Source organism: Prevotella sp. AGR2160, from assembly GCF_000424185.1.
In the GTDB taxonomy this organism is placed as follows: Bacteria; Bacteroidota; Bacteroidia; order Bacteroidales; family Bacteroidaceae; genus Prevotella.
This window is the reverse complement of the sequence record NZ_AUJK01000005.1, coordinates 121,119-146,060: the sequence shown is the minus strand read 5'-3', so window position 1 is coordinate 146,060 and position 24,942 is coordinate 121,119. Positions and strand designations below refer to the sequence as shown.

16 protein-coding genes and 1 tRNA gene are annotated in these 24,942 nt (G+C 50.0%); 16 read left to right on the top strand and 1 reads right to left on the bottom strand.

Translation table 11 applies throughout. The annotated features are described in order from the left end of the window. Positions 1-67: 67 nt before the first annotated feature. The 13 genes from guaB (at position 68) to G604_RS0105325 (ending at position 18,497) form a co-directional block, all read left to right on the top strand. On the top strand, positions 68-1,552 hold the full coding sequence (gene guaB, locus G604_RS0105385) for an IMP dehydrogenase (protein ID WP_028909666.1): 1,485 nt from the start codon (positions 68-70) through the stop codon (positions 1,550-1,552). A 42-nt stretch (positions 1,553-1,594) separates the two neighbouring features. Beyond that, positions 1,595-3,025, top strand: coding sequence for a peptidylprolyl isomerase (locus G604_RS0105380; protein WP_036904669.1), 1,431 nt, complete (start codon positions 1,595-1,597; stop codon positions 3,023-3,025). Positions 3,026-3,037: 12 nt separating this feature from the next. Then, positions 3,038-4,504, top strand: coding sequence for a peptidylprolyl isomerase (locus G604_RS0105375; protein ID WP_028909664.1), 1,467 nt, complete (start codon positions 3,038-3,040; stop codon positions 4,502-4,504). Then, complete coding sequence (locus tag G604_RS0105370; protein ID WP_028909663.1) at positions 4,504-6,153, top strand: OstA-like protein; 1,650 nt, start codon at positions 4,504-4,506, stop codon at positions 6,151-6,153. Before G604_RS0105375 ends, G604_RS0105370 begins: the two co-directional genes overlap by 1 nt. A gap of 8 nt (positions 6,154-6,161) precedes the next feature. Then, on the top strand, positions 6,162-8,045 hold the full coding sequence (gene mutL, locus G604_RS0105365; RefSeq protein ID WP_028909662.1) for a DNA mismatch repair endonuclease MutL: 1,884 nt from the start codon (positions 6,162-6,164) through the stop codon (positions 8,043-8,045). Positions 8,046-8,196: 151 nt separating this feature from the next. Further along, the gene (locus G604_RS0105360) at positions 8,197-9,351 is read left to right on the top strand and encodes an OmpA family protein (RefSeq protein WP_028909661.1); all 1,155 of its coding nucleotides are present in this window, start codon (positions 8,197-8,199) and stop codon (positions 9,349-9,351) included. A gap of 123 nt (positions 9,352-9,474) precedes the next feature. Then, positions 9,475-9,549, top strand: a tRNA-Val gene (locus G604_RS0105355). A 218-nt stretch (positions 9,550-9,767) separates the two neighbouring features. Next, a complete protein-coding gene (purB, locus tag G604_RS0105350; protein WP_028909660.1) occupies positions 9,768-11,114 on the top strand; it encodes an adenylosuccinate lyase in 1,347 nt (448 codons plus the stop codon). A gap of 137 nt (positions 11,115-11,251) precedes the next feature. Then, complete coding sequence (locus G604_RS0105345) at positions 11,252-12,748, top strand: pseudouridine synthase (RefSeq protein ID WP_028909659.1); 1,497 nt, start codon at positions 11,252-11,254, stop codon at positions 12,746-12,748. Between the two features lie 24 nt (positions 12,749-12,772). Beyond that, positions 12,773-14,164 carry an asparagine--tRNA ligase gene (asnS, locus tag G604_RS0105340; protein ID WP_028909658.1) on the top strand — a complete coding sequence of 464 codons (1,392 nt, stop codon included), beginning with the start codon at positions 12,773-12,775 and terminating at the stop codon, positions 14,162-14,164. Positions 14,165-14,212: 48 nt separating this feature from the next. Beyond that, positions 14,213-15,976 (top strand): calcineurin-like phosphoesterase C-terminal domain-containing protein, encoded by a 1,764-nt coding sequence (locus G604_RS13645; protein ID WP_196801091.1) that lies wholly within the window; start codon positions 14,213-14,215, stop codon positions 15,974-15,976. A 61-nt stretch (positions 15,977-16,037) separates the two neighbouring features. Beyond that, positions 16,038-16,904, top strand: coding sequence for a TraB/GumN family protein (locus tag G604_RS0105330; protein ID WP_028909657.1), 867 nt, complete (start codon positions 16,038-16,040; stop codon positions 16,902-16,904). A 648-nt stretch (positions 16,905-17,552) separates the two neighbouring features. Beyond that, on the top strand, positions 17,553-18,497 hold the full coding sequence (locus G604_RS0105325) for a glycoside hydrolase family 5 protein (protein ID WP_028909656.1): 945 nt from the start codon (positions 17,553-17,555) through the stop codon (positions 18,495-18,497). 68 nt (positions 18,498-18,565) lie between these two features. On the opposite strand, the gene G604_RS0105320 is transcribed toward G604_RS0105325, so the two are convergent. Next, positions 18,566-19,459: an Rpn family recombination-promoting nuclease/putative transposase gene (locus tag G604_RS0105320; protein ID WP_028909655.1), complete on the bottom strand. Its 894-nt coding sequence runs from the start codon at positions 19,457-19,459 to the stop codon at positions 18,566-18,568. A 132-nt stretch (positions 19,460-19,591) separates the two neighbouring features. Between G604_RS0105320 and dnaG the strand changes: the two genes are divergently transcribed. The 3 genes from dnaG to cls are packed head-to-tail and all read left to right on the top strand — an operon-like array spanning position 19,592 to position 24,890. Continuing rightward, positions 19,592-21,586 carry a DNA primase gene (gene dnaG / locus G604_RS0105315; protein WP_028909654.1) on the top strand — a complete coding sequence of 665 codons (1,995 nt, stop codon included), beginning with the start codon at positions 19,592-19,594 and terminating at the stop codon, positions 21,584-21,586. Between the two features lie 26 nt (positions 21,587-21,612). Continuing rightward, positions 21,613-23,460 carry a hypothetical protein gene (locus G604_RS0105310; protein ID WP_028909653.1) on the top strand — a complete coding sequence of 616 codons (1,848 nt, stop codon included), beginning with the start codon at positions 21,613-21,615 and terminating at the stop codon, positions 23,458-23,460. Next, positions 23,457-24,890 carry a cardiolipin synthase gene (gene cls / locus G604_RS0105305; RefSeq protein ID WP_231376053.1) on the top strand — a complete coding sequence of 478 codons (1,434 nt, stop codon included), beginning with the start codon at positions 23,457-23,459 and terminating at the stop codon, positions 24,888-24,890. The genes G604_RS0105310 and cls overlap by 4 nt, the downstream gene beginning before the upstream one ends. The last annotated feature ends 52 nt before the right edge of the window (positions 24,891-24,942 follow it).

Here is a 24,942-nt window from a genome sequence, read left to right as displayed (position 1 = left end):
ATGGAAAAGGACGCCTGTTTGAAAAAAAATGAGTAAATTTGCACGCAATAAATTTTAAAAGTACAATATGGCATCATTTGTTGCAGATAAAATTGTGATGGACGGCCTCACTTTCGATGACGTCCTCTTGATTCCAGCTTATTCTGAGGTACTTCCCCGGGAAGTACAGTTGAAAACCCGTTTCTCCCGTCATATCGAGTTGAACGTGCCTTTTGTCACAGCGGCAATGGACACGGTCACGGAGAGTGCGATGGCTATTGCTATCGCGCGTGAAGGTGGTATCGGTGTGATCCATAAGAATATGACCATTGAGGAGCAGGCCCGTCAGGTTGCCATCGTAAAGCGTGCGGAGAATGGTATGATCTATGATCCGGTGACTATCCGTCGCGGTTCTACGGTCAAGGATGCTCTTGACATGATGCATGACTATCATATCGGTGGTATTCCCGTTGTTGATGAGGAGAATCATCTCGTGGGTATTGTCACCAACCGTGATCTCCGTTTCGAGAGTCACCTTGACAAAAAGGTGGATGATGTCATGACTTCCGAGCATCTCGTCACCACCCATCAGCAGACAGATCTGAAAGCTGCTGCACAGATCCTTCAGGAGAACAAGATTGAAAAGCTTCCTGTTGTCGATGCCGAGAATCACCTCATCGGTCTGATTACTTACAAAGATATCACCAAGGCCAAGGACAAACCTATGGCCTGCAAGGATGACAAGGGACGTCTGCGTGTCGCTGCCGGTATCGGTGTGACGAAGGACAGTCTTGAGCGTGCTCAGGCTCTCGTGGATGCTGGTGTTGACGCTATCGTTATCGATACGGCTCACGGACACAGTAAGGGTGTCGTCGGTACGTTGGAGGCTGTGAAGGCTGCCTTCCCGAACATCGATGTCGTCGTGGGTAATATTGCTACTGGCGCAGCAGCCAAGTTCCTCGTTGAGCATGGTGCTGATGCTGTAAAGGTAGGTATCGGCCCGGGCTCCATCTGTACGACGCGTGTCGTCGCCGGTGTCGGTGTACCTCAGTTGAGTGCGGTCTATGATGTCTATTCTGCATTGAAGGATACGGATGTGCCTCTCATCGCTGATGGCGGACTGCGTTATAGCGGTGATATCGTGAAGGCTCTTGCTGCCGGTGGAAACTGTGTTATGATAGGTTCTCTCGTAGCCGGAACGGAGGAGAGCCCCGGTGATACCATTATTTATAACGGTCGTAAGTTCAAGAGCTACCGTGGTATGGGCTCTTTGGAGGCTATGGGACAGAAGAATGGTTCTAAGGACCGTTATTTCCAGAGTGCTACGACGGATGTCAAGAAGCTCGTACCGGAGGGTATTGCCGGTCGTGTTCCTTACAAGGGTACCGTCCAGGAAGTGATTTATCAGCTCATGGGCGGTCTGCGTAGTGGTATGGGCTACTGTGGTGCTGGTACGATCCAGGCGCTCCACAATGCCAAGTTTGTCCGCATCACCAATGCCGGTGTGCTGGAGAGCCATCCCCATGATATTACGATTACGAGTGAGGCGCCCAACTACAGTCGCCCTGAATAAGTGTGACGTTGTTGTCACCTTCATATCGGAATAAGACGAAAAATGAAGAGAATCTATCTTTTGTTAGCAGCCATGCTCCTTTCTGGGGGCATGGTTTCTGCTCAAAACGACCCTGTGGTGATGACCATTGCCGGCAAGCCCGTCAGTCGTTCTGAGTTTGAATATTCATATAACAAGAATAATACCGAGGGTGTCATCGACAAGAAGACGGTCGGTGAGTATGTTGACCTTTTTGTCAATTATAAATTGAAGGTCCAGGCTGCTCTTGACGCCCATCTTGATACCTTGACATCTTTTCAAAAAGAATATCACAGCTATCGCGACCAACAGTTGCTCTCTTCTTTTGTCACAGCAGCTGATGTAGAGCGTGAGGCACAGAAGATTTATCATCAGACGGCCGACCGTATCAATGATAATGGTGGCCTGATGAAGGTTCGGCATATCTTTCTCATGGTACCCCAGCGTGCCACAAAAGATCAACAGAACGAGATCAAGGCCCGTATAGATTCTATCTATGCCGTCCTTCAAAAGAAGGGTAGTGATTTCGCTGCTCTTGCGAAGAAATATTCGCAGGATCCGAGTACTGCCTCAAAGGGTGGTCTGATGCCGTTGATCGCCAAGGGACAGACATTTCCGGAGTTTGAGAATACGGTATGGTCGATGAAAAAAGGTCAGACGAGCAAGCCTGTCCTTTCGGCTGCCGGCTGGCATATCATCCGTCTGGAGGATCATCAGGATTTTTTCCCCTATGACTCAGTGAGAGCAGACATTCATCAATTTATCGAAGCACGCCATCTTCGTGATGTCATTGCCAAAGAAAATATTGACTCTTTGGCCAAGGCAAAGGGAGTGGACCGCGAGGATTTTCTGGATGGTCGTGCTCAGGAACTTGCTGCCAAGGACAGTAATCTGAAATATCTTTTTCAGGAATATCACGATGGTCTGTTGCTCTATGAGATGAGCAACCGTCTTGTGTGGGACAAGGCCGCCAAGGACGAGCAGGGTCTGGCAAAATATTATAAGAAACATAAGAAACAATACCGCTGGACTGATGGTCCACACTTTAAGGGTATCGCTTATCATGTGAAGGATGCCGCTGATGTGGAGCGGGTCCGTGACAGTGTGAAAGGGCATCCTTTCGATCAGTGGGCCGATATCCTTCGCAAGACTTTCAACAACGACTCCATCATTCGTATCCGTGTGGAGAAAGGTATCTTCAAGGAGGGTGATAATGGTGTTGTCGACAAGCAGGTGTTCCATAAAGATACCACATTCCGGTCGATGAAGGATTATCCTATTGATGCGACCTATGGTAAACTGTTGAAGAAAGGCCCGGAGTGTTACGAGGATGTCCGCGCCCAGGTCGTCAGCGACTACCAGAATGTATTGGAAAAAGAATGGGTGAAAGCCCTTCGAAAGAAATATCCTGTGGAAGTTAACGAACAAGTTCTTGCCACAGTCAATAAGCATTAAAGCGATTTGTCAATGAAATCAGCAACAAAGCTTCTCTTTGGGTTCTCCGTGTGCTTGGTCTCCGGCGCCCTCTTTGCCTCTGGCGTTCATCCGTCGGCAGCTCTGTCATTTGCAGTGCCCGACTCGTCAGTAACGGACACTGCTGCCAAGACAGCCGTGTCTGTCGACTCTTCGGCACTTGTCAATCCGAATTCCGTCATTGACGCTGTAGAATGGGTTGTTGGTGATGAGGCTATTCTGAAGTCGGATATAGAGATGACGCGCCTGCAGAGTGAGGCCGAGGGGATTAAATATAAAGGTGATCCGGACTGTGAGATCCCCGAGCAACTTGCCGTACAGAAACTCTTCCTTCATCAGGCTGCCCTGGACAGTATTCAGGTCAGTGAGAGTGAGATCTCCCAAGGTATTGACGAACAGATCAACTACTGGGTACAGATGGTTGGTTCCCGTGAGAAGCTGGAGGAATATCGGAAGATGAGCATCACGAAGATCCGTCAGTCCATGCATGACGATTTCAAGAATCGCCAGTTGATTCAGAAGATGCGTCAGAAACTTGTAGAGAATGTGAAGGTGACGCCGTCCCAGGTCCGTGATTATTTCCGGAACCTCCCTCAGGATTCCCTGCCTTTTGTACCCACAGAGGTGGAGGTAGAGTTGATCGCCCAGCATCCGAAGATTCCTCAGACGGAGATCAACCGTGTCAAGGATGAGCTACGTGATTTTACGGACCGTATCAATAAGGGAGAGACGACTTTTTCCACGCTTGCCCGACTTTATAGTGAGGATCCCGGTAGTGCCCGTCAGGGTGGTGAGATGGATTATGTCGGTCGAGGCATGCTTGATCCCGCCTTTGCTGCCGTGGCTTTTAACCTCACTGATCCGAAGAAAATCTCAAAGATCGTAGAGAGTGAATACGGCTATCATATCATTCAGCTCATTGACAAGCGCGGCGATAAGATCAAAGTCCGTCATATCCTGTTGAAGCCGAAGGTCTCTCCCGAGGCTATCGATGCCGGCATCTATCGTCTCGATTCCATTGCTGATGACATCCGCAATAAAAAGTTTTCTTTTGAGGATGCTGCTGTCTATGTCTCCGATGACAAAGATACGAAGAACAATCACGGTCTGATGGTCAATAGTTCCTCCAATTCCCGTACATCCCGTTTCCAGATGAAGGATCTGCCAACGGAGATCGCCCGTGTTGTCGACACGTTAAAGGTCGGTGAGGTCTCCCAGGCTTTTGAGATGATCGACAGTCGTGGTAAGACGACCTGCGCTATTGTCAAGCTGAAAGACCGAGTCGACGGTCACCGTGCCACTCTTTCCGAGGATTTTCAAACGTTGAAAGATATCGTTGAGGCCAAGGAGAAGGAGAAGGTGCTCCACGACTGGGTAGTGGACAAGATCAAACATACGTATGTTCGGATGGACGATAGTTTTAAGAATTGTAATTACGAATACGAAGGTTGGATTAAATAATGATTTTTCATATTTTTGTAACATTAAAAATACATCAGCATAGATTCGCTGCGATAGCGGGTCTATGCGTTTTTTTGTTTCTTGTCGTCTCTGTCTATGCGGCTCCGCATCATGAGAGACGTAAGAAATCGGATGAGCGAGTCTATCTCCTCCATGCCGACGAGTTGAGTTATGATCAGTTTGGTGCCGTTCCCGGCGCTCAGATCGTGAAAGGTCATGTCGCCTTCCGTCAAGGCAATAAGAGGTTGTCGTGTGACAGTGCCTATTACTTTCAAGAGTCTAACTCTGTAAGAGCTTTCGGACATGTGTATTATCATGAAGGGAATTTGCTTTCCCTGCGTTGTGACCGGGCCACCTATGATGGCGCTGGTCAGATGATGACGGCACGCAAGAATGTTGTGCTCCATCACCACAACCAGGTGCTCTATACCGACAGCCTGAACTTCGACCGGATGTATAACATCGCCTATTTCTTCGATGGCGGTCGTCTTGTGGATGGCAGGGATCATCTCAGCTCTGACTGGGGAGAATACCATACTGATACCCGTAATGCCGTGTTCTATTATAAGGTACATCTCCGCAGTCCCGGTCGTACTATCACTACCGATACCTTATATTATGATGTCCTTCGCTCCCGTGCCCACGTAGTCGGTCCCGGTTCTCGGATCATTACGAAAACGAGTACGATAGAGACGTCCAATGGTTTTTTCAATACCCGGACCAACCAGGCACAGCTTTATGGACGTTCTACGATTATTGACGGCAAGAAAAAGATTGTCGCCGATACGCTGAACTATGTCAAGAACGGATTGAGTTGGGCCACGGGAAACGTGCATTTCGTTGACTACAAGAACAAGCAGGCCTTGAATTGTGGCATTCTCCGCTATCATGAGCGAACCGGGCGTGGCTTTGCCACCCGTCGTCCGGTGGCGATGGATTTCTCTCAGAAGGATACCCTTTATGCCCATTCCGACTCCATGAAGATCTATACGTTCCATATCAATACCGACTCGATGTATCGTAAGATCCATGCCTATCACAAGGTACAGGCCTTTCGGCGTGATGTCCAGGCTATCTGTGACTCGATGGTCTTTAACACGCGCGATACTTGTGCCATTCTCTACGGGGATCCTATCGCATGGAGTGACAACCGCCAGATTCTTGGGGAAAGGATGAAGATCTGGTTGCAGGACTCTACCGTGCGTCGTGCTGATGTCATCGGTCAGGCCTTATCGGTGGAGAAGATGCCGGACGGTCAACATTATAATCAGTTGACTTCAAAGGTCATGCATGCCTATTTTGTTAAGGGAAAGATCCGTGAGACGGAGGCGGTCGGAAATGTGCGGAGTGTCTATTATCCTCAGAATGACAAGGACTCGTCACTTGTCGGCCTGAACTACCTGGAGACGGACACCATGCGTATGTTTATTGATTCACATCAGAAGTTGGAGAAGATCTGGGCACCGAAGTCCACAGGAACGCTCTATCCGATCTCTCAGATTCCACCTGATAAGTATCATCTGCCCAATTTTGCCTGGTTTGAGGAACTTCGTCCGAAGAACAAGGATGATATCTTCAACTGGAAGGGCAAGGGCAATGGGCGCTTGACAATCATTCATCGTCATGAGGCGCCATTACAAAAATTATAAGTGTATTTATGAGTGATATCATACAGTTGTTGCCCGATTCTGTCGCCAATCAGATCGCGGCGGGAGAGGTGATCCAGCGTCCGGCCTCCGTCATCAAGGAATTGGTGGAGAATGCCGTTGATGCCGGGGCGAAGACCATCCACGTGCTTGTCGTTGATGCCGGCCGTACGTCGATCCAGGTCATTGATGACGGTAAAGGAATGTCGGAGACGGATGCCCGTATGAGTTTCGAGCGCCATGCCACATCGAAGATCCGTCAGGCCTCCGATCTCTTTGACCTTCATACGATGGGCTTCCGTGGAGAGGCTCTTGCCTCTATTGCAGCTGTTGCCCAGGTGATTCTGAAGACGCGTCAGGCGAATCAGGAGATTGGCACGCAGCTCACGATAGCCGGCAGCAAGTATGTCGGTCAGGAGCCGGTGTCTTGTCCTGTAGGCAGTAATTTCCTGGTAGAGAATCTCTTTTATAATGTTCCTGCACGGAGAAAGTTTCTCAAGTCGAATACCACGGAGCTGAACAATATCCTCACGGCTTTCGAACGTATCGTCCTCGTCTACCCGGAGATTCATTTCACGTTTCATAGTAATGGTACGGAACTTTATGATCTTCGTCAGAGCAACCGTCGGCAACGTATCGTTGATCTCTTTGGAAGGAAGATGAATCAGGATCTGCTCAATGTCTCCGTAGAAACTTCCCTTTGTAAGATCAGCGGCTTTGTCGGTAAGCCAGAGTCAGCGCGGAAGAAGAACGCCCATCAGTTCTTTTTTGTCAACGGACGGTATATGAAACATCCGTATTTCAACAAGGCAGTCATGTCGGCTTTCGAACGTCTTGTCCCAGAGGGAATGCAAGTGCCCTATTATCTTTACTTTGATGTGGATCCGAAGAATATCGATGTGAATATCCACCCTACGAAGACGGAAATCAAGTTTGAGAACGAGCAGGCCATCTGGCAGGTTCTCTCTGCAGCTGTGAAAGAGGCGGTCGGTATGTTCAGTGATGTCCCGACGATAGATTTCGATACAGAGGGAAAGCCGGAGATTCCCGTATACGATCCGCAGAGTGGGGCGGTGGCCCCGAAAGTAGCGTATAATCCCAGTTATAATCCGTTTCGTGACACGCCGGCTACTTCACAGCCGGAGGTCCCCGACCAATGGGAACAACTCTATGAAGGACTACGACAGGGAGGACAAGGCTTTTCTCCGGTCTCCCAAGACGCCAGTGTGGGACAGTTGTTTACGTCGTCGGCCACCGGACAGGGCAAGGATGACGATCAGCCGTCTCCTGCCGATGAGGAACGGACAGCCACCGCTGTTCTGCTTAGTGATAAGGCTCCTGACCATTACCAGTATAAGGGGCGTTATATCATGACTGCGGTGAAGAGTGGATTGATGATTATCGATCAGCACCGTGCCCATGAGCGGATTCTTGATGAGCAGTATCTCCGTCAGCTCCGTCAGCATACGGCGGAGACGCAGAAAGTCCTTTTCCCCGAGGTCGTCACGCTCCGGGTGAAAGACCAGACGGTGGAGCATGAGATCCTCGAAGGTCTGCATGATCTGGGCTTCGACCTCTCCAACCTGGGAGATGGCTCTTTTGCCGTCAATGGAGTCCCTGCAGGCATTGAAGGTCTCAATCCCGTCAGACTGGTGGAGGATCTGTCGGCGGCAGCGGTGGAGAAAGGTACTTCCGTGAAGGAAGAGATCTTCGAGGCGCTGGCCTCCTCTCTGGCACGTCAGGCAGCCATACCATATGGTCAGATTCTGAGTAATGCAGAGATGGAGAATCTTGTCAATCAACTATTCTCCTGTTCGAATATGAATTATACTCCTGACGGTAAACGGATTTTGTGTATTCTGAAAGAGTCAGAAATGGTTCGATTGTTGGGATGAAAAAGATAAAAAAAAGAAAAAAATCTCTCTTAAGAACATATTTTTTTGAAAAATGTTGAAAGTTTAAGATATTATCCGTATCTTTGCAGCGTGAATTCATAGAGAAAGGACATAGAAGAAAGAAATTATACACTTAAATTTAAATAAGGTTATGAAAAAGTTATGTTTAGCTTTGGCTTTCGGTGCTTTCGCCCTTACAGGTATGGCACAGGAAGCAACACCGACACAGCAGTATAGTGTCGCTACCAACTCTTTCTGGAGCAATTGGTTTGTTGAAGTAGGTGGTAACTGGAACGCATGGTACTCTGGCCAGGAGCATGGTCACGATCTGCCCGCCAGCCCGTTCAAGAAGTTCCGTTCCAACCCCGGTGCTTCCATCGCTGTTGGTAAGTGGTTCACTCCGGGCATCGGTCTTCGTACGAAGGTCGCTGGTATCTGGGGCAAGAATGTCTATGCTGACGCTAAGGGCAAGGCAACAGGCACGCTGAACCGTTACTGGGGTGTCAACGAGCAGGTGATGTTCAACCTGAGCAATCTGCTCTTCGGTTACAATGAGAACCGCGTATGGAACGTCATTCCTTTCGCAGGTGCAGGTATGGGTCGTACGATGACTTACGATCTCTACTCCATGAACTACTCTCTCGGTATCCAGTCTACTTGGAAGATCTGCAAGAACTTCAAGATCTATGCAGAAGCCGGTTGGGACCGTTTCGAGGGTGATATCGATGGCAATGAGGGCACTAACGGCCTCCGTGGCTGGACCTCTCACGACAACCGTCTGTATGCAGAGGTTGGTCTGCACTTCGACCTGGGTAAGGCTACTTGGAACAAGGTTCCTGATGTAGACGCGCTGAACGCACAGTATCAGTCTCAGCTCGACGCTCTGAAGAGCCAGCTCGACGATGCTAACGCAGAGAATGATCGTCTGAAGAACCTCCTGGCAAACCAGAAGCCGACTGAGCAGCCTGAGTCTGTCAAGGAGTTCATCACCACTCCGGTGAGCGTCTTCTTCGATCTGGGCAAGGCCGTTGTTGCTAACCCGAAGGATATCGTTAATGTCCGCGCTCTTGCTAAGTATGCTAAGGACAACAACTCCAAGATGCTCGTTGAGGGCTATTGCGATAGCGCTACGGGTTCCAAGGAAGTTAACGAGAAGCTGTCCAAGAAGCGTGCTGATGTCGTAGCCGACAAGCTCGTTGAGATGGGTGTAAAGCGTGACAACATCACTACGAAGGCTCATGGTGGTGTTTCTGAGCTCTCTCCGATCTCCTTCAACCGCCGTGCAACAGTTCAGGTTGTTGAATAATCGAGACTTACAACTTATACGTGTCCGGGGGAATCATTCTCCCGGACATTTTTTTAGAAAAAAGCGGAGCGAAATTTGGCTGTTTGAAAAAATAGTGCTACCTTTGCAACCGTTTTAAGAGACGGGCGTTTAGCTCAGTTGGTTTAGAGCATCTGCCTTACAAGCAGAGGGTCGGCGGTTCGAATCCGTCAACGCCCACTTAGGGGTGTTTTCCCCGTGGTGCCTTCGGGTGCTGCGGGGAATTTTTTTTAGAAGTAAAAAAGTAAAGAAGTAAAAAGGTAAAGAGAGAAGCCTACTTTCAACAAAAAAATATAAAAAAGTGGGAAGTAGCTTGATTTTCGGAACGATAATTTTGTAAAATCAAGAAATATGATTACCTTTGCACGGTAATCAGACATATAATTAACAGATCACCTATGAAATTGGATCAATTGACAGCGATATCGCCTATTGACGGACGCTATAGAAGTAAGACAGAGCCTTTAGCAGACTACTTTTCCGAGTATGCGCTTATTCGTTATCGTATACGTGTAGAGATTGAGTATTTTATCACGTTATGCGAGCTTCCTCTTCCGCAGTTGGCCTCTTTCGACCATGCTCTCTTTGATCGTCTTCGCGATATCTATCGCAACTTCGATGAGAAGGGTGCCCAACGTGTGAAAGACATCGAGAAGGTGACAAATCATGATGTCAAGGCTGTGGAGTATTATATCAAGGAACAGTTTGACGCTATCGGCGGCCTTGAGACCTATAAGGAATTCATCCATTTCGGTCTTACCTCTCAGGATATCAATAATACGAGTGTTCCCCTTTCCCTGAAAGAGGCCTTGAATCATGTCTACTACCCACAAGTACAGGAACTTATTGATCAGTTGCAGACATATGCTGAGGAGTGGAAAAATGTGCCCATGCTTGCCAAGACCCATGGGCAGCCGGCATCTCCTACACGTCTGGGTAAAGAGATCGAAGTCTTCGTCTATCGTCTCACCGAACAGCTGAATTCGCTGAAAGCTTGTAAACTCACGGCGAAGTTTGGTGGCGCTACGGGCAATTTCAATGCCCATCATGTCGCCTATCCTGATTACGACTGGCGTGCTTTTGGTAACCGCTTCGTCAGTGAGAAGCTCGGCTTGGAGCGTGAGCAGTGGACGACGCAGATCAGCAACTACGACCATCTGGGATCTGTTTTCGATGCCATGCGCCGTATCAACACGATCATTATCGATCTCGACCGTGATATGTGGATGTATATCTCCATGGAGTATTTCAAGCAGAAAATCAAGGCCGGAGAGGTCGGATCCAGTGCTATGCCTCATAAAGTCAATCCCATTGACTACGAGAACAGTGAAGGCAACCTGGGTATTGCCAATGCCTTTCTGCAGTTCCTGGCCATGAAACTTCCTGTGAGTCGTCTGCAGCGTGATCTTACCGATTCAACGGTACTCCGCAATATCGGTGTCCCCATGGGTCATAGTATCATTGCCATCCAGAGCACGTTGAAGGGTCTGCGTAAGCTTATCCTCAACGAGGAGAAGATCAATGAGGATCTTGACAATACGTGGGCCGTTGTCGCAGAGGCGATCCAGACCATCCTGCGCCGTGAGGGGTATCCCCATCCCTATGAGGCGCTGAAGGCGCTGACGCGTACAAACAAGCACATGACCGAAGAGACCATTCATGCCTTTATTCAGGATCTCCAGGTCAGTGACAGCGTGAAGAAGGAGCTGATGGCCATCACGCCGCACAACTATACGGGTATGTAAAATAGGTAATCATCTTTATAAATCATCTTTAATATTTAATTTTTAATTTTTTATGGTCTCTTCCGGCTGTTTTGAGTGATCAAAGTACGTCCTTTGAAGAAAAGGAAATCGGAGAGACTCATTAATTAATTTCCATTATGGATCAGGAATTAGACAACAAAACACAGGAAGCACCTGTAGAGAAGAACGACAGCAGCCGCGAGGGCTACGCACCTGCAGGCAGCAGCTCTTACCAGAGAAACTATCATGGTACAACAACTCCGGGAGCGCGTCCTCACCGTCCGCGTATCGGCGCTCAGCGCGCTTATAGCAGTGACCGTGGTCAATCTTCCGGTGAGGGCGGTTTCCGTCCGGAGGGATTCGGCGCAGCCTTGGGAGGCGCAAGTAATAATGAGCATTCTTCTCATGAGGGCGGTTATCAGCCCCGTCAGAACGGCTATCAGAGTCGTGGTGGCTACCAGCCTCGTCAGGGTGGTTATCAGCCCCGTCAGAATGGCTATCAGAGTCGTGGCGGCTATCAGCCCCGTCAGGGCGGTTATCAGCCCCGTCAGCAGGGTGGCTATCGTCCCCGTTACAACCAGAATGGTGATGATAGTCAGCAGAACGGCTATCAGGCTCAGCAGGGTGGTTACCAGCCTCGTCAGGGTGGTTATCAGCCCCGTCAGAATGGCTATCAGAGTCGTGGTGGCTACGGTCGTCCGCAGCAGGGTGGCTATCAGAGCCGTGGCGGCTACGGTCGTCCGCAGCAGGGTGGCTATCAGCGTCAGGGCGGTTACGGTCGTCCGCAGCAGGGTGGTTATAACAAAGGTCCGCAGCGTGGTTTCCAGCCCCGTCAGCATACTCCGGGGTATGATCCCAATGCCAAGTACAGTCTGAAGAAGCGTATAGAATATAAGGAAGAGAATGTCGACCCCAATGAGCCGATCCGTCTGAATAAGTTCCTGGCCAATGCTGGTGTCTGTTCCCGTCGTGAGGCCGATGAGTTCATCCAGAGTGGTGTCGTCACCGTCAATGGCAATGTCGTCACCGAGCTCGGTACGAAGGTGCTGCGCTCCGATGAGGTGAAGTTCCACGATCAGCCAGTGACGTTGGAGAAGAAGGTCTATGTATTGCTCAACAAGCCTAAGGGTTATGTCACGACAAGCGATGATCCCCAGCAGCGCAAGACCGTGATGGATCTCGTGAAGGATGTCTGTCCCGAGCGTATCTATCCTGTCGGCCGTCTCGACCGTAATACCACGGGTGTCCTGTTGCTCACCAACGACGGTGATCTGGCCAGCAAGCTCACGCATCCGAAGTTCCTGAAGAAGAAAGTCTATCACGTACATCTCGACAAGCCTGTCACAGCTCACGATATGGAGCAGATCAAGGAGGGTATTACCCTCGAGGACGGCGACATCAAGGCCGATGACATCCAGTATGCCGACGAGAAGGACAAGACGCAGGTGGGCATTGAGATCCACAGCGGCAAGAACCGTATCGTTCGCCGTATCTTCGAGAGCCTTGGCTATCGCGTTGTGAAACTTGACCGTGTACAGTTTGCCGGTCTGACGAAGAAGGGACTCCGTCGTGGTGACTGGCGTTTCCTTACGGAGAAGGAAGTTGACATGCTCCGTATGGGTGCTTTCGAGTAAACGACAGAATAAACAAACACAAGAATGAAAAGAACAAAAGTCGTTGATGCCCTTCGCAGCACCGACGTAAACAAAGACATCTTAGTAAAAGGATGGGTGCGCAGCCATCGTTCTTCCAAGGCCGTGGATTTCATTGCCTTGAATGATGGCAGCACCATCAAGAATATCCAGCTCGTCGTCGATCCGTCGACGATGTCTGAGGAGGATCTGAAGTCTATCACCACCGGTGCATGCATCGCTTGTGAGGGTGTCCTCGTAGAGAGTCAGGGCAAGGGTCAGAGCGTGGAGATCCAGAGCAAGAATATCACGATCTATGGTCTCTGTCCCAATGACTATCCGATGCAGAAGAAAGGTCAGAGCTTTGAGTATATGCGTAAGTATGCTCATCTCCGCCTTCGTACGAACACGTTCGGTGCTGTCTTCCGTATCCGTCATAACATGGCGATTGCCATCCATAAATATTTCCACGATCACGGTTTCTACTATTTCAATACCCCGCTGATCACGGCCAGTGATGCTGAGGGTGCCGGACAGATGTTTCAGGTGACGACGCTCGATCTCGACCGTTGTGCCAAGGAAGGGAAGGTAGACTATGACGCTGACTTCTTCGGTCGCAAGACGAATCTCACCGTCTCCGGACAGTTGGAGGGTGAGCTCGGCGCTACCGCTCTTGGTGCCATCTACACCTTCGGTCCTACTTTCCGCGCAGAGAACAGCAACACGCCGCGTCACCTCGCAGAGTTCTGGATGATCGAGCCAGAGATCGCCTTCATGGACAAGGACGAACTGATGGATCTCGAAGAGGACTTTATCAAGTACTGCGTGCGCTGGGCCCTGGAGAACTGTCAGGATGACCTTGCCTTCCTCAATAAGATGATCGACAAACATCTGCTGGAGACGCTGCAGAGCGTCATCAAGGAAGACTTTGTCCGTCTGCCTTATACCGAGGGAATCAAGATCCTCGAGGAGGCACAGAAGAACGGTCACAAGTTTGAGTTCCCCGTGACGGGCTGGGGCATGGATCTTGCTTCCGAGCATGAGCGCTATCTCGTGGAGGAGCATTTCAAGCGCCCGGTCATCATGACTGACTATCCCACGGAGATCAAGGCGTTCTATATGAAGAAGAATCCTGATGGCAAGACGATGCAGGGCACCGATGTCCTCTTCCCGCGTATCGGCGAGATCATCGGTGGCAGTGTCCGTGAGGAAGACTATGGCAAGCTCACGGCAGAGATGGAGCGCCGCGGTATGGATGAGGCCAATTATAAGTGGTACCTCGATACCCGTAAGTACGGCTCTTGTCCGCATGCCGGCTTTGGTCTTGGTTTCGAGCGCCTGATCCTCTTCGTGACAGGTATGCAGAACATCCGTGATGTCATCCCGTTCCCGCGTACACCGAAGAACGCAGAATTCTAAAGATAGGTAGGAACATGATGAATCATGTTCCTGCAAACAATACAGCTCATGATGAAGAAGGTTTTTCTCTTTCTGGTCTTTTCATTCCTTGTCATGGCTATGCAGGGATGTCAGGCAGACGGGGAGAAACCTTCTTCTGATTTTCATGCCCTCGACTCTCTCTCTGCCCTCGTCGGACGTCAGTTGCAGACGCGTGTGCAAATGTTGAGAAAGTTACAGGCAGCTGCGCGGCCCGTGGTGTCCGACACAATCCACGGCCGTCTCACCGACCGTCAGGGCCGTCCGATGGTGGGTGTCGTCGTCTCCGACAGTTACCAGTGCGTGACGACGGACAGTAATGGTGAATACCGGATGAAGCCCCTTGCGGCCGCCCGTTTCGTATGGTATCGGGTACCGGCATTCTGTGCGATCCCGGTGCATTCCCATGACGACCACACTGCTTGCGTCTATCTTCCTTTAGAGAAAGGCAAGCGGACATACAACTTCACTTTGACCCGTCTGAAGGGTGGGGTGGAGAAATATTATAAGCTCTTTGTGCTCGGCGATCCACAGATCACGAATGCCATCAGCCCTTATTATACGGATGCCAGTGACAATCCCGTCAAGAAGAGCGATCTCTGGCGTTTTACGAATCAGACGATGGCCGATATCCGGCAGACCATCAGCAACCTACCGTCAGAGATGCCCGTTTATGGACTTTCCATGGGTGATGATGTGCAGTATTATGGCGGTTATAACGCTGTCTTGGAACGTCAGATCCGTCAGGCTATGGGTTCTACGCGGATGATTCTCTTCTCCGTGATTGGCAATCATGACCAGGATGGCAAGGCGCTCTACCGTCGTCAGTGGGAGGCAAGTTTCGGTCCCGAAGATTATAGCTTTGACCGTGGCAACGAACATTATGTCTGTCTCAATGACGTTTGGTTTTATCGCAACCAAGCCTATTATTCCCCCGGACAGTTAACGAAGCGTCAACTGTCGTGGCTGCGCCAGGATCTCGCACTGACCTCCCACGCCAAGAAAGTGATTCTGTGCTATCATGTCCCCCTGACATTCGGTAATAATCCGTGGCGTCAGGCCACGCCGCTGGATATCGCTTCGGAGCAAGGCCATTACGCGTCGTCGAACCTCTCGCTGTTGCTGAAGATGCTGGCTCCTTTCAAGGGAGGTTTTGAACTGTTCTGCGGTCATACGCATTTCGCCATCAACCACGAGATAGACTTTCAGGGGCAGCATCTCATGGAACACTGTCATGCTGCCGCCTGCGGGAATATCTGGCAGAGCAATATCAATATCTGTGGCACACCGAATGGCTATTACGTATATAGCTTCTATGACGGAGAGATCGTCGGTGACTATTACAAGGGAACTTTCTGGCCGGCCGACAAGCAGATGACGCTCTTCCACGCCGATACCGACTTCAACGGCGAGAGCTATGCCACCGACTGGGCTATCCCCCGTGGCAAAGGCGCCATCATAGCGAATGTGTTCAATGCCGATTCCCGTTGGAAGGTCGTTGCCATTGAAGACGGCCAGCGCTATCCCATGGAGCGGATCAGCAGTAAGGGCCAGGATGCTTTTGCCACCGGTTATCATCATAAATATTCCAAGAGCGTGAACTACCATTTCATCAGTAAGCAGAATGGTTATCTGCTCATGAATCATCTCTTCGTTTATGTTCCGAAGCGGAAGGGTGCCCTCGTGAAGGTGCGGGCAACAGATCCCTTCGGAAATGTCTATGAGGAGCGTTCCGTGAATGTCATCACGGAGCCATTCAAGAATTATGCTCATTACTATACTAATGGAAAATAATACTTTGCTCAATATGTAAATTTGGACTTTTCACTACATCTTTAAAAACAATTTTTAGACAATGAAAAAAATGATTCTTTCCCTGCTGATGGCTGTCATGACAGTCGCAGCAAACGCGCAGATCCTTTACCGTATGATCCCAACGGATTCTACCGCGAAGCCGTCGTATGTCGTCGCTACGATGAAGTTCCTTAACCCCCTGGGCATCATTGACCCAGACGATTCTGTGAAGGCCGCCATCCAGCATACAGATCAGATGGTTTTCCTCACGCATCCTGATGCCGACAGCGTCAATGTCCTCCAGGCAGCCCGCGAGCTCCCTGCGGGGAAGAATATCCGCCAGTATCTCTCCGAGGATGATCTGAACGCACTCAACACGATCCTCAAGAGATACGAGGGAATCGGTATTGACAATCCTGCCATCCGGAATGTCTATGGCAGTCTGACCCCTGTCGCCCTTGCTGACAAACTGGATCAGCTGATTTTTGTCGGCAGTCACATGGGCGAATATGATCCTACGCATACCTTCGACCAGTGGTTCAAGGCTCAGGCACAAAAGAACCTGATGCCGATGTACGGCCTTTGTCCGGTACGTCGCATGGCCCGTCAGCTGGAGGAAATGACAACGAGTGAGCAGATGGCCGTCCTCCGTCCCGTCCTCAGTGACTATCAGGCCCGCCTTGCCCAACTCGATAAGGCGGTCAGTGCCTATAAGCTCCGTGATCTCGGAGGTGTCGCCGCTGCAATGCAGGGTGCTTCCCCGGTCTGTCCTCGTGTGGGCTGTATGTCAACCCTGGCAGGAAAAGTGAAGAGCCTGTCTCTTCAGCAGCCTACGCTCTTCATCCTTGATGCTGCCCTCCTCGGCGGTGATCATGGTCTGCTGAAGGCACTCTCGGATGCCGGCGTGAAGATCCGGGCGGTGGAGTAATGTTGTAGGGACATGATTGATCATGTCCCTACGATGTTAAAAAACAGTCAGGAGAAAAGCTGAATGACTCAAAACGTACACTTTTTTCTGCTTACTTCGGTTTCTCATTCTAGAAAAAAAGTTTGCTAACTGTCAACTGTACTTTACAATCCTCAAATCAATTTTTTCTATCTTTCGAAGAAAATTTCGTAAACATCGTGCAGAAAAAATTATCTATGTTGTTTACGACCCGAAAACACGTTGTTTACAAGCGGAAAAGAAGTTGTTTTCTTGCATATCCATTGTATAAAAGGCTTGATATTGCATGATTTTGCGGATATTTATGTAAGACGGAATTCCCTGAAATTAGGCGTGTCTTTATTTGTTTGATAATCAATGAATTGCCATATGCTCCATAATTCTCGTATTTGCGCCCAAATATACGAATGCTGATTTCTAAGCGAATCATGACCACTTTTGACATAGAAAAAATAAGGAGGAAGAAGGCAGGACTGACTCAAAAGGAACGGTGTCCTGTGGAAATGTGTCAGTAATGGTTAAGAAAAAGGACGTTGGAAAGCAAGAAAATGATTAACTTTGTCAACGAGAAAATTCTTCTGTCATTAATCGTGACCGATATCAGAAACAATCATTCATACTTATCAACAAATGAAGAAAATCTTTTTATTCTTATTCTGCCTCTGCAGTCTTTTGTCAATGGCAGAGACTCCCGTAAAGCGTTGGGGACAGTTGCAGGTTCGTGGTGTCCAACTCTGTGATCAGAAAGGGCAGCCCGTGGTGTTGCGTGGCGTCAGTCTTGGCTGGCATAACCTTTGGCCGCGATTCTATAATGCCGGTACCGTCAAGACGTTATCACACGACTGGCATGCCACGGTGATCCGTGCTGCCATGGGCGTGAAGATTGAGGATAACTATCTGGAGAATCCGAAATTTGCCCTGCAGTGTATCGAGCCTGTCATCGAGGCGGCGATCAAGAACGGAGTGTATGTCATCATCGACTGGCATGCCCATGACTGTTATCCTGCTGAGGCGGCTGACTTCTTCGGGAAGATGTCGGCGAAATATGGGAAATATCCCAATGTCATCTATGAACTGTACAATGAGCCGGTGAATGACTCCTGGGACGAGCTGAAACGTTATGCCGTGAAAGTCATTGCGGCTATCCGCAAGAATGATCCCGACAATGTCATTTTGATGGGCTGTCCCCATTGGGATCAGGATATCGATAAGGTTGCTGCCAGTCCGCTGACGGGTGTGACGAATGTGATGTACACGCTTCATTTCTATGCCGGCACCCATAAGGATTATCTCCGTGACCGGTTGAAGAAGGCCGTGGAGGGTGGCCTGCCTGTCTTTGTCAGTGAGTGTGCGGGAATGGAGGCTTCCGGTGATGGTCCGCTGAATATTGAGGAATACGACAAATGGATCACGCTGTTGGAACAGTTGAAAGTCAGTTGGGTCAACTGGTCCTTGTCGGACAAGAACGAGACCTGCTCGATGTTGCTCCCGAGAGCGGCGGCAACGGGCCCTTGGACGGATGATGTCATCAAACCGTGGGGGCGGGTGGTGAAAAAGAATTTGTTGAAATATTGACTTTCTTATCGATCGTGCGTGGCCGCAACATGGCGGCCACCTACAAAAGGATCTATGAATGATACGGGTTAAAGCTTTTTCAATTGTTCCATCGTAAGACCGGAACTCAGAAGAATGATATCATCCGACACGCCGGCGGCTTTTAATTTTCTCGCCATCTCTTTTGCCATCTCCAATTTCCCGGCAGTCAATCCTTCCGCGCGTCCTTTAGCTTCGCCTATTGCAATGCCTTCCCGCTTGGCGGCATCCATGCCGTTAACAATATCCCGGTATGCACCGATGCTCTGTTCGTAGGCTTTCAATTCCATAGGCTTGAATTTGGCAATCTCGGCGGTCTTGAAGAGTTTCTCAAAGACGCGGCCTTGCAACTCCGTGGGACGTTCCAGGAGGTTAGACATGTTCTTAAGACAGAATAACCATTTGTCTATCATTGACTTGCAGTCCTCTAACTCTTTATTGAAATTGGCCAATTCGATATAGATATAAGTCAGTTTGTCATAGAACACTTCCTTGCGGTTGATATCCATGAGTTTCACTTCGCGGAAGATCCCACTATCATCACTTCGTTTATCTTCAGGAAATGCGAAGTTAAGAACCCCTACAGTATATACCGGTTGTAACTCGTAGTTCCATACACCTTTCTTGGCTTGATCAGTGATGGGAAATGTGGAATAGAATATAGACCGGTCTTTATAAAAGTCCTGGTAGACATTCTGCATCTCTACGATGAAACGACTTCCGTCGTCAGTGGTACAGTATACATCGAATACGGCCTTGCGCTGACTTTCGTTAGTGCCGAACTTCTCGCTGTTATTGTATTTCAATTCCACAATATTCCTTTCCCCATCAAGTACGGCATTGAGGAAACTGATCAACAAATCACGGTTGAACGGAGTCCCAAAGATTCGTTTAAAACCGAAGTCGGTCAATGGATTGATATATCTTTCGCCAGTATGTATCATAGTTTCCTGTCTTTTGTTTGACACCACAAAGATAGTCATTTTTTTTCATTTTACCAACATCAGGCAAAAGATTAGGGCAATATCCTTTCTATTTATTTGTGTTTTTGAAAAAATCTGCTTAAATTTGCAGATATGATAGATCGGTTGACTGTTGTCAGAATCATGGAGGCGACGAATATCGTCGATGTCGTCTCGGAGTTTGTCTCACTGAAGAAGCGTGGGGTGAACTATATCGGCCTGTGCCCGTTTCATAACGACACCCATCCGTCTTTCTCCGTCTCCCCTTCCCGGGGCATCTGTCACTGTTTCACCTGTGGAAAAGGAGGCAATGCCGTCAACTTCCTCATGGAACTGGAGCAGATGAGCTATCCGGAAGCCTTGCGGTGGCTCGCGAAGAAATATAATATCGAGATCAAGGAGCGTGAGCTCAGTGCTGAAGAGAAGGCCAAGGAGGGTGAGCGTGAGAGCATGCTCATTGTCAACGAGTGGGCCGCACAGTATTTCGAGCATATCCTGCATGACGATGTCGACGGCATCGCCATCGGACTGCAGTATTTCCGGCAGCGGGGCTTCCGCGATGATATCATCCGGAAGTTCCACCTCGGCTTCGCCCTTCCCGAACGTTCGGCCCTTGCCGCGGAGGCCAGGAAGAAAGGTTTCCAACCGCAGTTTCTCACGAAGACAGGTCTCTGCTATGCGAAAGACAACGGCAGCCTTGTCGACCGCTTTGCCGGCCGTGCCATCTTCCCTTGGTTCTCCGTGAGCGGGAAAGTCATCGCTTTCGGTGGACGGGTCCTCGACAGCAGGACAAAGGGCGTGGCCCAGAAATATGTCAACTCTCCCGACAGTGAGGTCTATCACAAGGAGCGTGAGCTCTATGGCATCTATCAGGCCAAGAAAGCCATTGCCAAAGAGGACTGTGTCTATATGGTGGAGGGATATACTGATGTCATCTCCATGCACCAGTGCGGTATAGAGAATGTCGTGGCCAACTCCGGTACGGCACTGAGCTATTACCAGATCCGCCTCCTCCATCGTTTCACCTCGAATATTATCCTGCTCTACGATGGTGATGCCGCCGGCATCCATGCCGCCCTGCGGGGTACGGACATGCTGTTGAAGGAAGGCATGCATATCAAGGTCCTTGTCCTGCCTGACGGCAATGACCCTGACTCTTTCGCCCGTAGTCATACAGCTGAGGAGTTTCGGAAATATGTGGAGGACCATCAGACGGATTTCATCGCTTTCAAGAGTGACGTGCTGTTGCGGGGTATCACGGATCCTATCAAACGGTCGGAAGCCATCAACTCCATCATCAAGAGTATCTCCGTCATCACGGATCAGATCGTCCGTGCTACCTACCTTCATGACTGTGCCCAGCGTTTCGGGATCAATGAGGCAACATTGATCCGGCAGATGAACCAGTTTATCCGTTCCGCACAGGATGAGCGGCGGAAGGAGGAACGGCGGCAGGAATACCGGCAGAACGGTGAACAGGCCGTTGTCCGTGGCAGTGCCGAGCAGCGGGCTGCCGCCGCTGCCGGCAGCGCTGAGGCCCAGCGTGCCCGTGCTCATGCTGTCTCTCCATTATCACAGAAGGAACAGAGCATAGAACGTGACCTGATCCGACTTGTCATCTGTCATGGCGAGGAGATCATGACGGTCCGTGATGCCGATGATAATCCCGTGTCTCTCCCCGTGGCACAGTATATCGCTATTGTCCTCGGCAATGATGATCTCCATTTCCAGACACCACTCTATGAGCAGATCCTGCAGGAGTGCGTGGAGCATATCGGTGAGGACGGGTTCCGTGCCGAACATTATTTCACGCAGCATCCCGATCCTGCCATCAGCAAACTGGCCGCTGACATGAGTGTGGATGTTCTCTCGTTGCCGGTCACGATGCAGACGGAGAGCCAGCGTGACGCGGTCCGGCAGGACACTGAGAAACTCGTGTTGAATTTCAAACTGCAGGTGGTAGAGAAACGGCTCCTGGAACTGCGGCAGGAGATCCTTGCCAACAGTCGGGATCCTGAGCGTATGAAAGACCTCATGCAACAGTACCGTGACATGCAGATCGTCCGTAACGGACTGGCCAAGATGGTCGGTACGAGTCTCGTGGTTTAATTGTTTAATGAAAACGTAAAAAGATTATGATCCTTTTCGTCATTGATGATATCATCGGTTATCTCGCCCTCGTCATCTTCCTCTTTATGGGAGCTGTGGCGTGGGCTCGTTTCCGGAGCTTCCTCTTGCCGGAGAATGCGCTGGACCTGGATGCCTATGACGTGCATTATAACCTCCATCTCCTCAAACAGGCCCTTCGTGCCCTCAATTGTAAATATAAGATTTCAAAAGACCATAACGACAGGATCGTGCGGTATGACTTTCAGAACGGCCATTTCCAAATCCGTATTCCCGCTGACAGTCCCTTCGTGCAGTTGATCTATCCTTTCTTCTTCACCACGTCAGCCGATCATCTCGAGGCCGTCAGGACCATCTGTAACAAATGCAACCTCGGTAATGCCATGTGTCATATCATCTATACGAGCAATGCCGAGAAGAATGTCCTCGATGTTCATCTCACGGCGGGAATCCTTCTTACGGAGAAGACTTCGCGGAAGAGCCTTGAGCGCATCATGCGTAACGCCTTCGCCTGGCAGAACTCCTTTGAGAAACTTTTCAAAAACCATCTCGAAGAGAGCGCACGCCAGCAGACCCATGACAACGAGCGCGACACCCTGCAGTTCAGTCGTGAGCTCTTCCTCCTGCGGGAGCAGGAACTTCTCACGCAGCCGTTGCCGACGGTGGAGCGGAGCACGGACGAGACAGTCGTCACCCTCAGCGGTACCGTGGCACGCGTCTTCGGCCTTCGGAGTATGGAACCACTGAGCCTGCAGATCACCCTCATCAGTCAGCATCATGACGACAATGGCCAACAGGCGGAGCCCAGGACACGCGTCCTCACGGACAGTGACGAGATCCGTGGCCTCGCCCTGCCGACACTCCTTTATGACCACGACGGAACGGTGCTTGCCGACCAGGCCACGCTTCTGCTCGAATATATCGATCTCAGCAACACGACGACACGCCAGCTCTCTATAGTATTGAATACGGAGAAGACGAGTGGCCCGACGGATTATTACCGCATCACGATGACGCTCCTGCCCCTGTCGCTATCCCGTGAAGTCACCTTGGAAAGTCGTGAGAACCGCGTGGAGACGGTGAGTGTCCTGGCTGCTTACGACCACCGCGGTGCTGAGGAGAAAACGGCGGAGTTCAACTATATGTGGAAAGAGGCTATGGCGAAGAGTCTGGGCAATGGTAAGGAGGGCCGTGAGGAGGAGCTGACGCCGGAGGAGCGTTTCATCTGTCACTGCCAGAGCGCCCATGTTGCCCGGTGGTGTTATGAGGGGCGGAAAGATTATCTCGCCGGTCGTTTCCTCGAGGCCTTGCCGCCATTGCTCAATGCCTTTCAGGAACTGGAAGGTCAATATGACAAGATGGAGGATGCGGAACGTGAACAGTTTCATGACCTCTGTTATATGATCGGATTCTGCTATTGTGAACTGCAGCGCTATGAGGAAGGCTATTTCTATCTGAATGTTATCATGCCGTTGAACCGCATCACCTATACCGAAGAGTTCATCAACTGTATCGTGAACATGAATGATTTCCGGGCTGTCCATTTCATCGACGGACTGTTGATGAATCTTGAACATCCCATTATTGATATGGAGCAAGGTCGTGATGATGACGAGGAAGAGGACGAGGAGGATGATGACCAGTCGGGAAAGAGTCACGCCAACAGTGAATCTTTCAGCTATCTCACGGCATTTAAGAACTTCCTCCGCCGTCGGAAGGCCTATGCCTTGATCAATTTCGGACATCATGAGGAGGCAGAGAAATTGCTCAGGGAGATGCTTAACGAGCCGGACAATAGTGATTTCGCTATCCAGGAACTTGCCTATCTGCAGAAGATCAAGGAGGGAAAGATATGATGTCCTTACTTCAGAATTTTGATTTCCTGGTCTATGCCAGTTACGTCATACTGGTCATCGCCACCATGATTGTCATCCTTCTGGAGAATCGGCAGCCCGTGAAGACGATGGCTTGGCTGATGGTGCTGTGGTTTATCCCTTTCATTGGGATTATCTTTTATTTCTTCTTCGGTAGGAACACCAGGAAAGAGAGGATGATCTCTGAGCGTAGTCTGAACCAGTTGACACGACGGTCTATGTGGGAGTATGTCGAACAGCGCGATCTTCATATCCCGGAAAACAAGCTTCCTCTGGTCCGCTTGTTGTCAAACCGTAACTATGAGATGCCTTTTAAGGATAATGACGTGGAGATCTTCACCAGTGGCTACGAGTTCTTTCCGGCATTGCTCCATACCCTCTCACAAGCCAGAGAGCATATCCATATCGAGTCGTATATCTTTGATGATGACCCGCTGGGACGGCTCATTGCCGATGCCCTTATCGCCAAGGCGCGCCAAGGCGTGGAGGTACGTATTATATATGATGATGTGGGCTGTTGGAGTGTGAAGAATGCCTTCTTCGACCGGATGCGTGATGCCGGCATTGATGTCAATAATTTCCTGCCTGTCCGGTTCCCTGCTTTTACGGGAAAAGTAAACTATCGTGATCATCGGAAGATATGTGTCGTGGATGGAAAGTGGGGATTTATTGGTGGTATGAACATCGCTCGCCGCTATGTACAAGGGACCAAGCGGCAGGGATGGCGGGATACCCATCTGCGTGTCCGGGGAGCCGGTGTATATGCACTGCAACGGACATTCCTCATCGACTGGTATTTCGTAGACCGTACGCTGATCACGGATAAGAAATATTATCCGCCCATAGACCAGAAAATCTCCAATAACTGTCTGATGCAGGTTGTCACCAGCGGACCCGTCACGCCGGACCCCGATATCATGCAGGGCTATGTCCGTATTCTTTTGGAGGCAAAGCGTTATGTCTATATGGAGTCTCCTTATTTCCTGCCTACAGAGCCCGTCCTCTTCGCTATGCGTGCTGCCGCCCTTGCCGGTGTCGACGTGCGCCTCATCATCCCCCGGCATAGTGACGCAAAACTCGTGCAGTGGGCCTCACAGTCGTACGTCCGTGAAGTGCTCGATGGAAAGGTAAAGGTATACCTCTACGAAGGGGCTTTCAATCACTCTAAGATTCTGGTGAGTGATGATTTCATATCTACCGTAGGAAGTACGAATATCGACTTCCGGAGCTTTGAGAATAATTTTGAGGCGAATGCCTTCTTCTTCGATGAGGCGATGGCGCTCCGTCTGAAGCATGTCTTTGAGGAGGATGAACGGCACAGTATGCTCTTCACGGAAGAGAAGGCGATGCAGCCGAATTTCTGGAAACGGCTTGGTGAGAGTATCATCCGCCTGCTCTCACCATTACTGTAGGGATATGATTCATCATGTTCCGCAAAATGTGGGGACATGATGAATCGTGTTC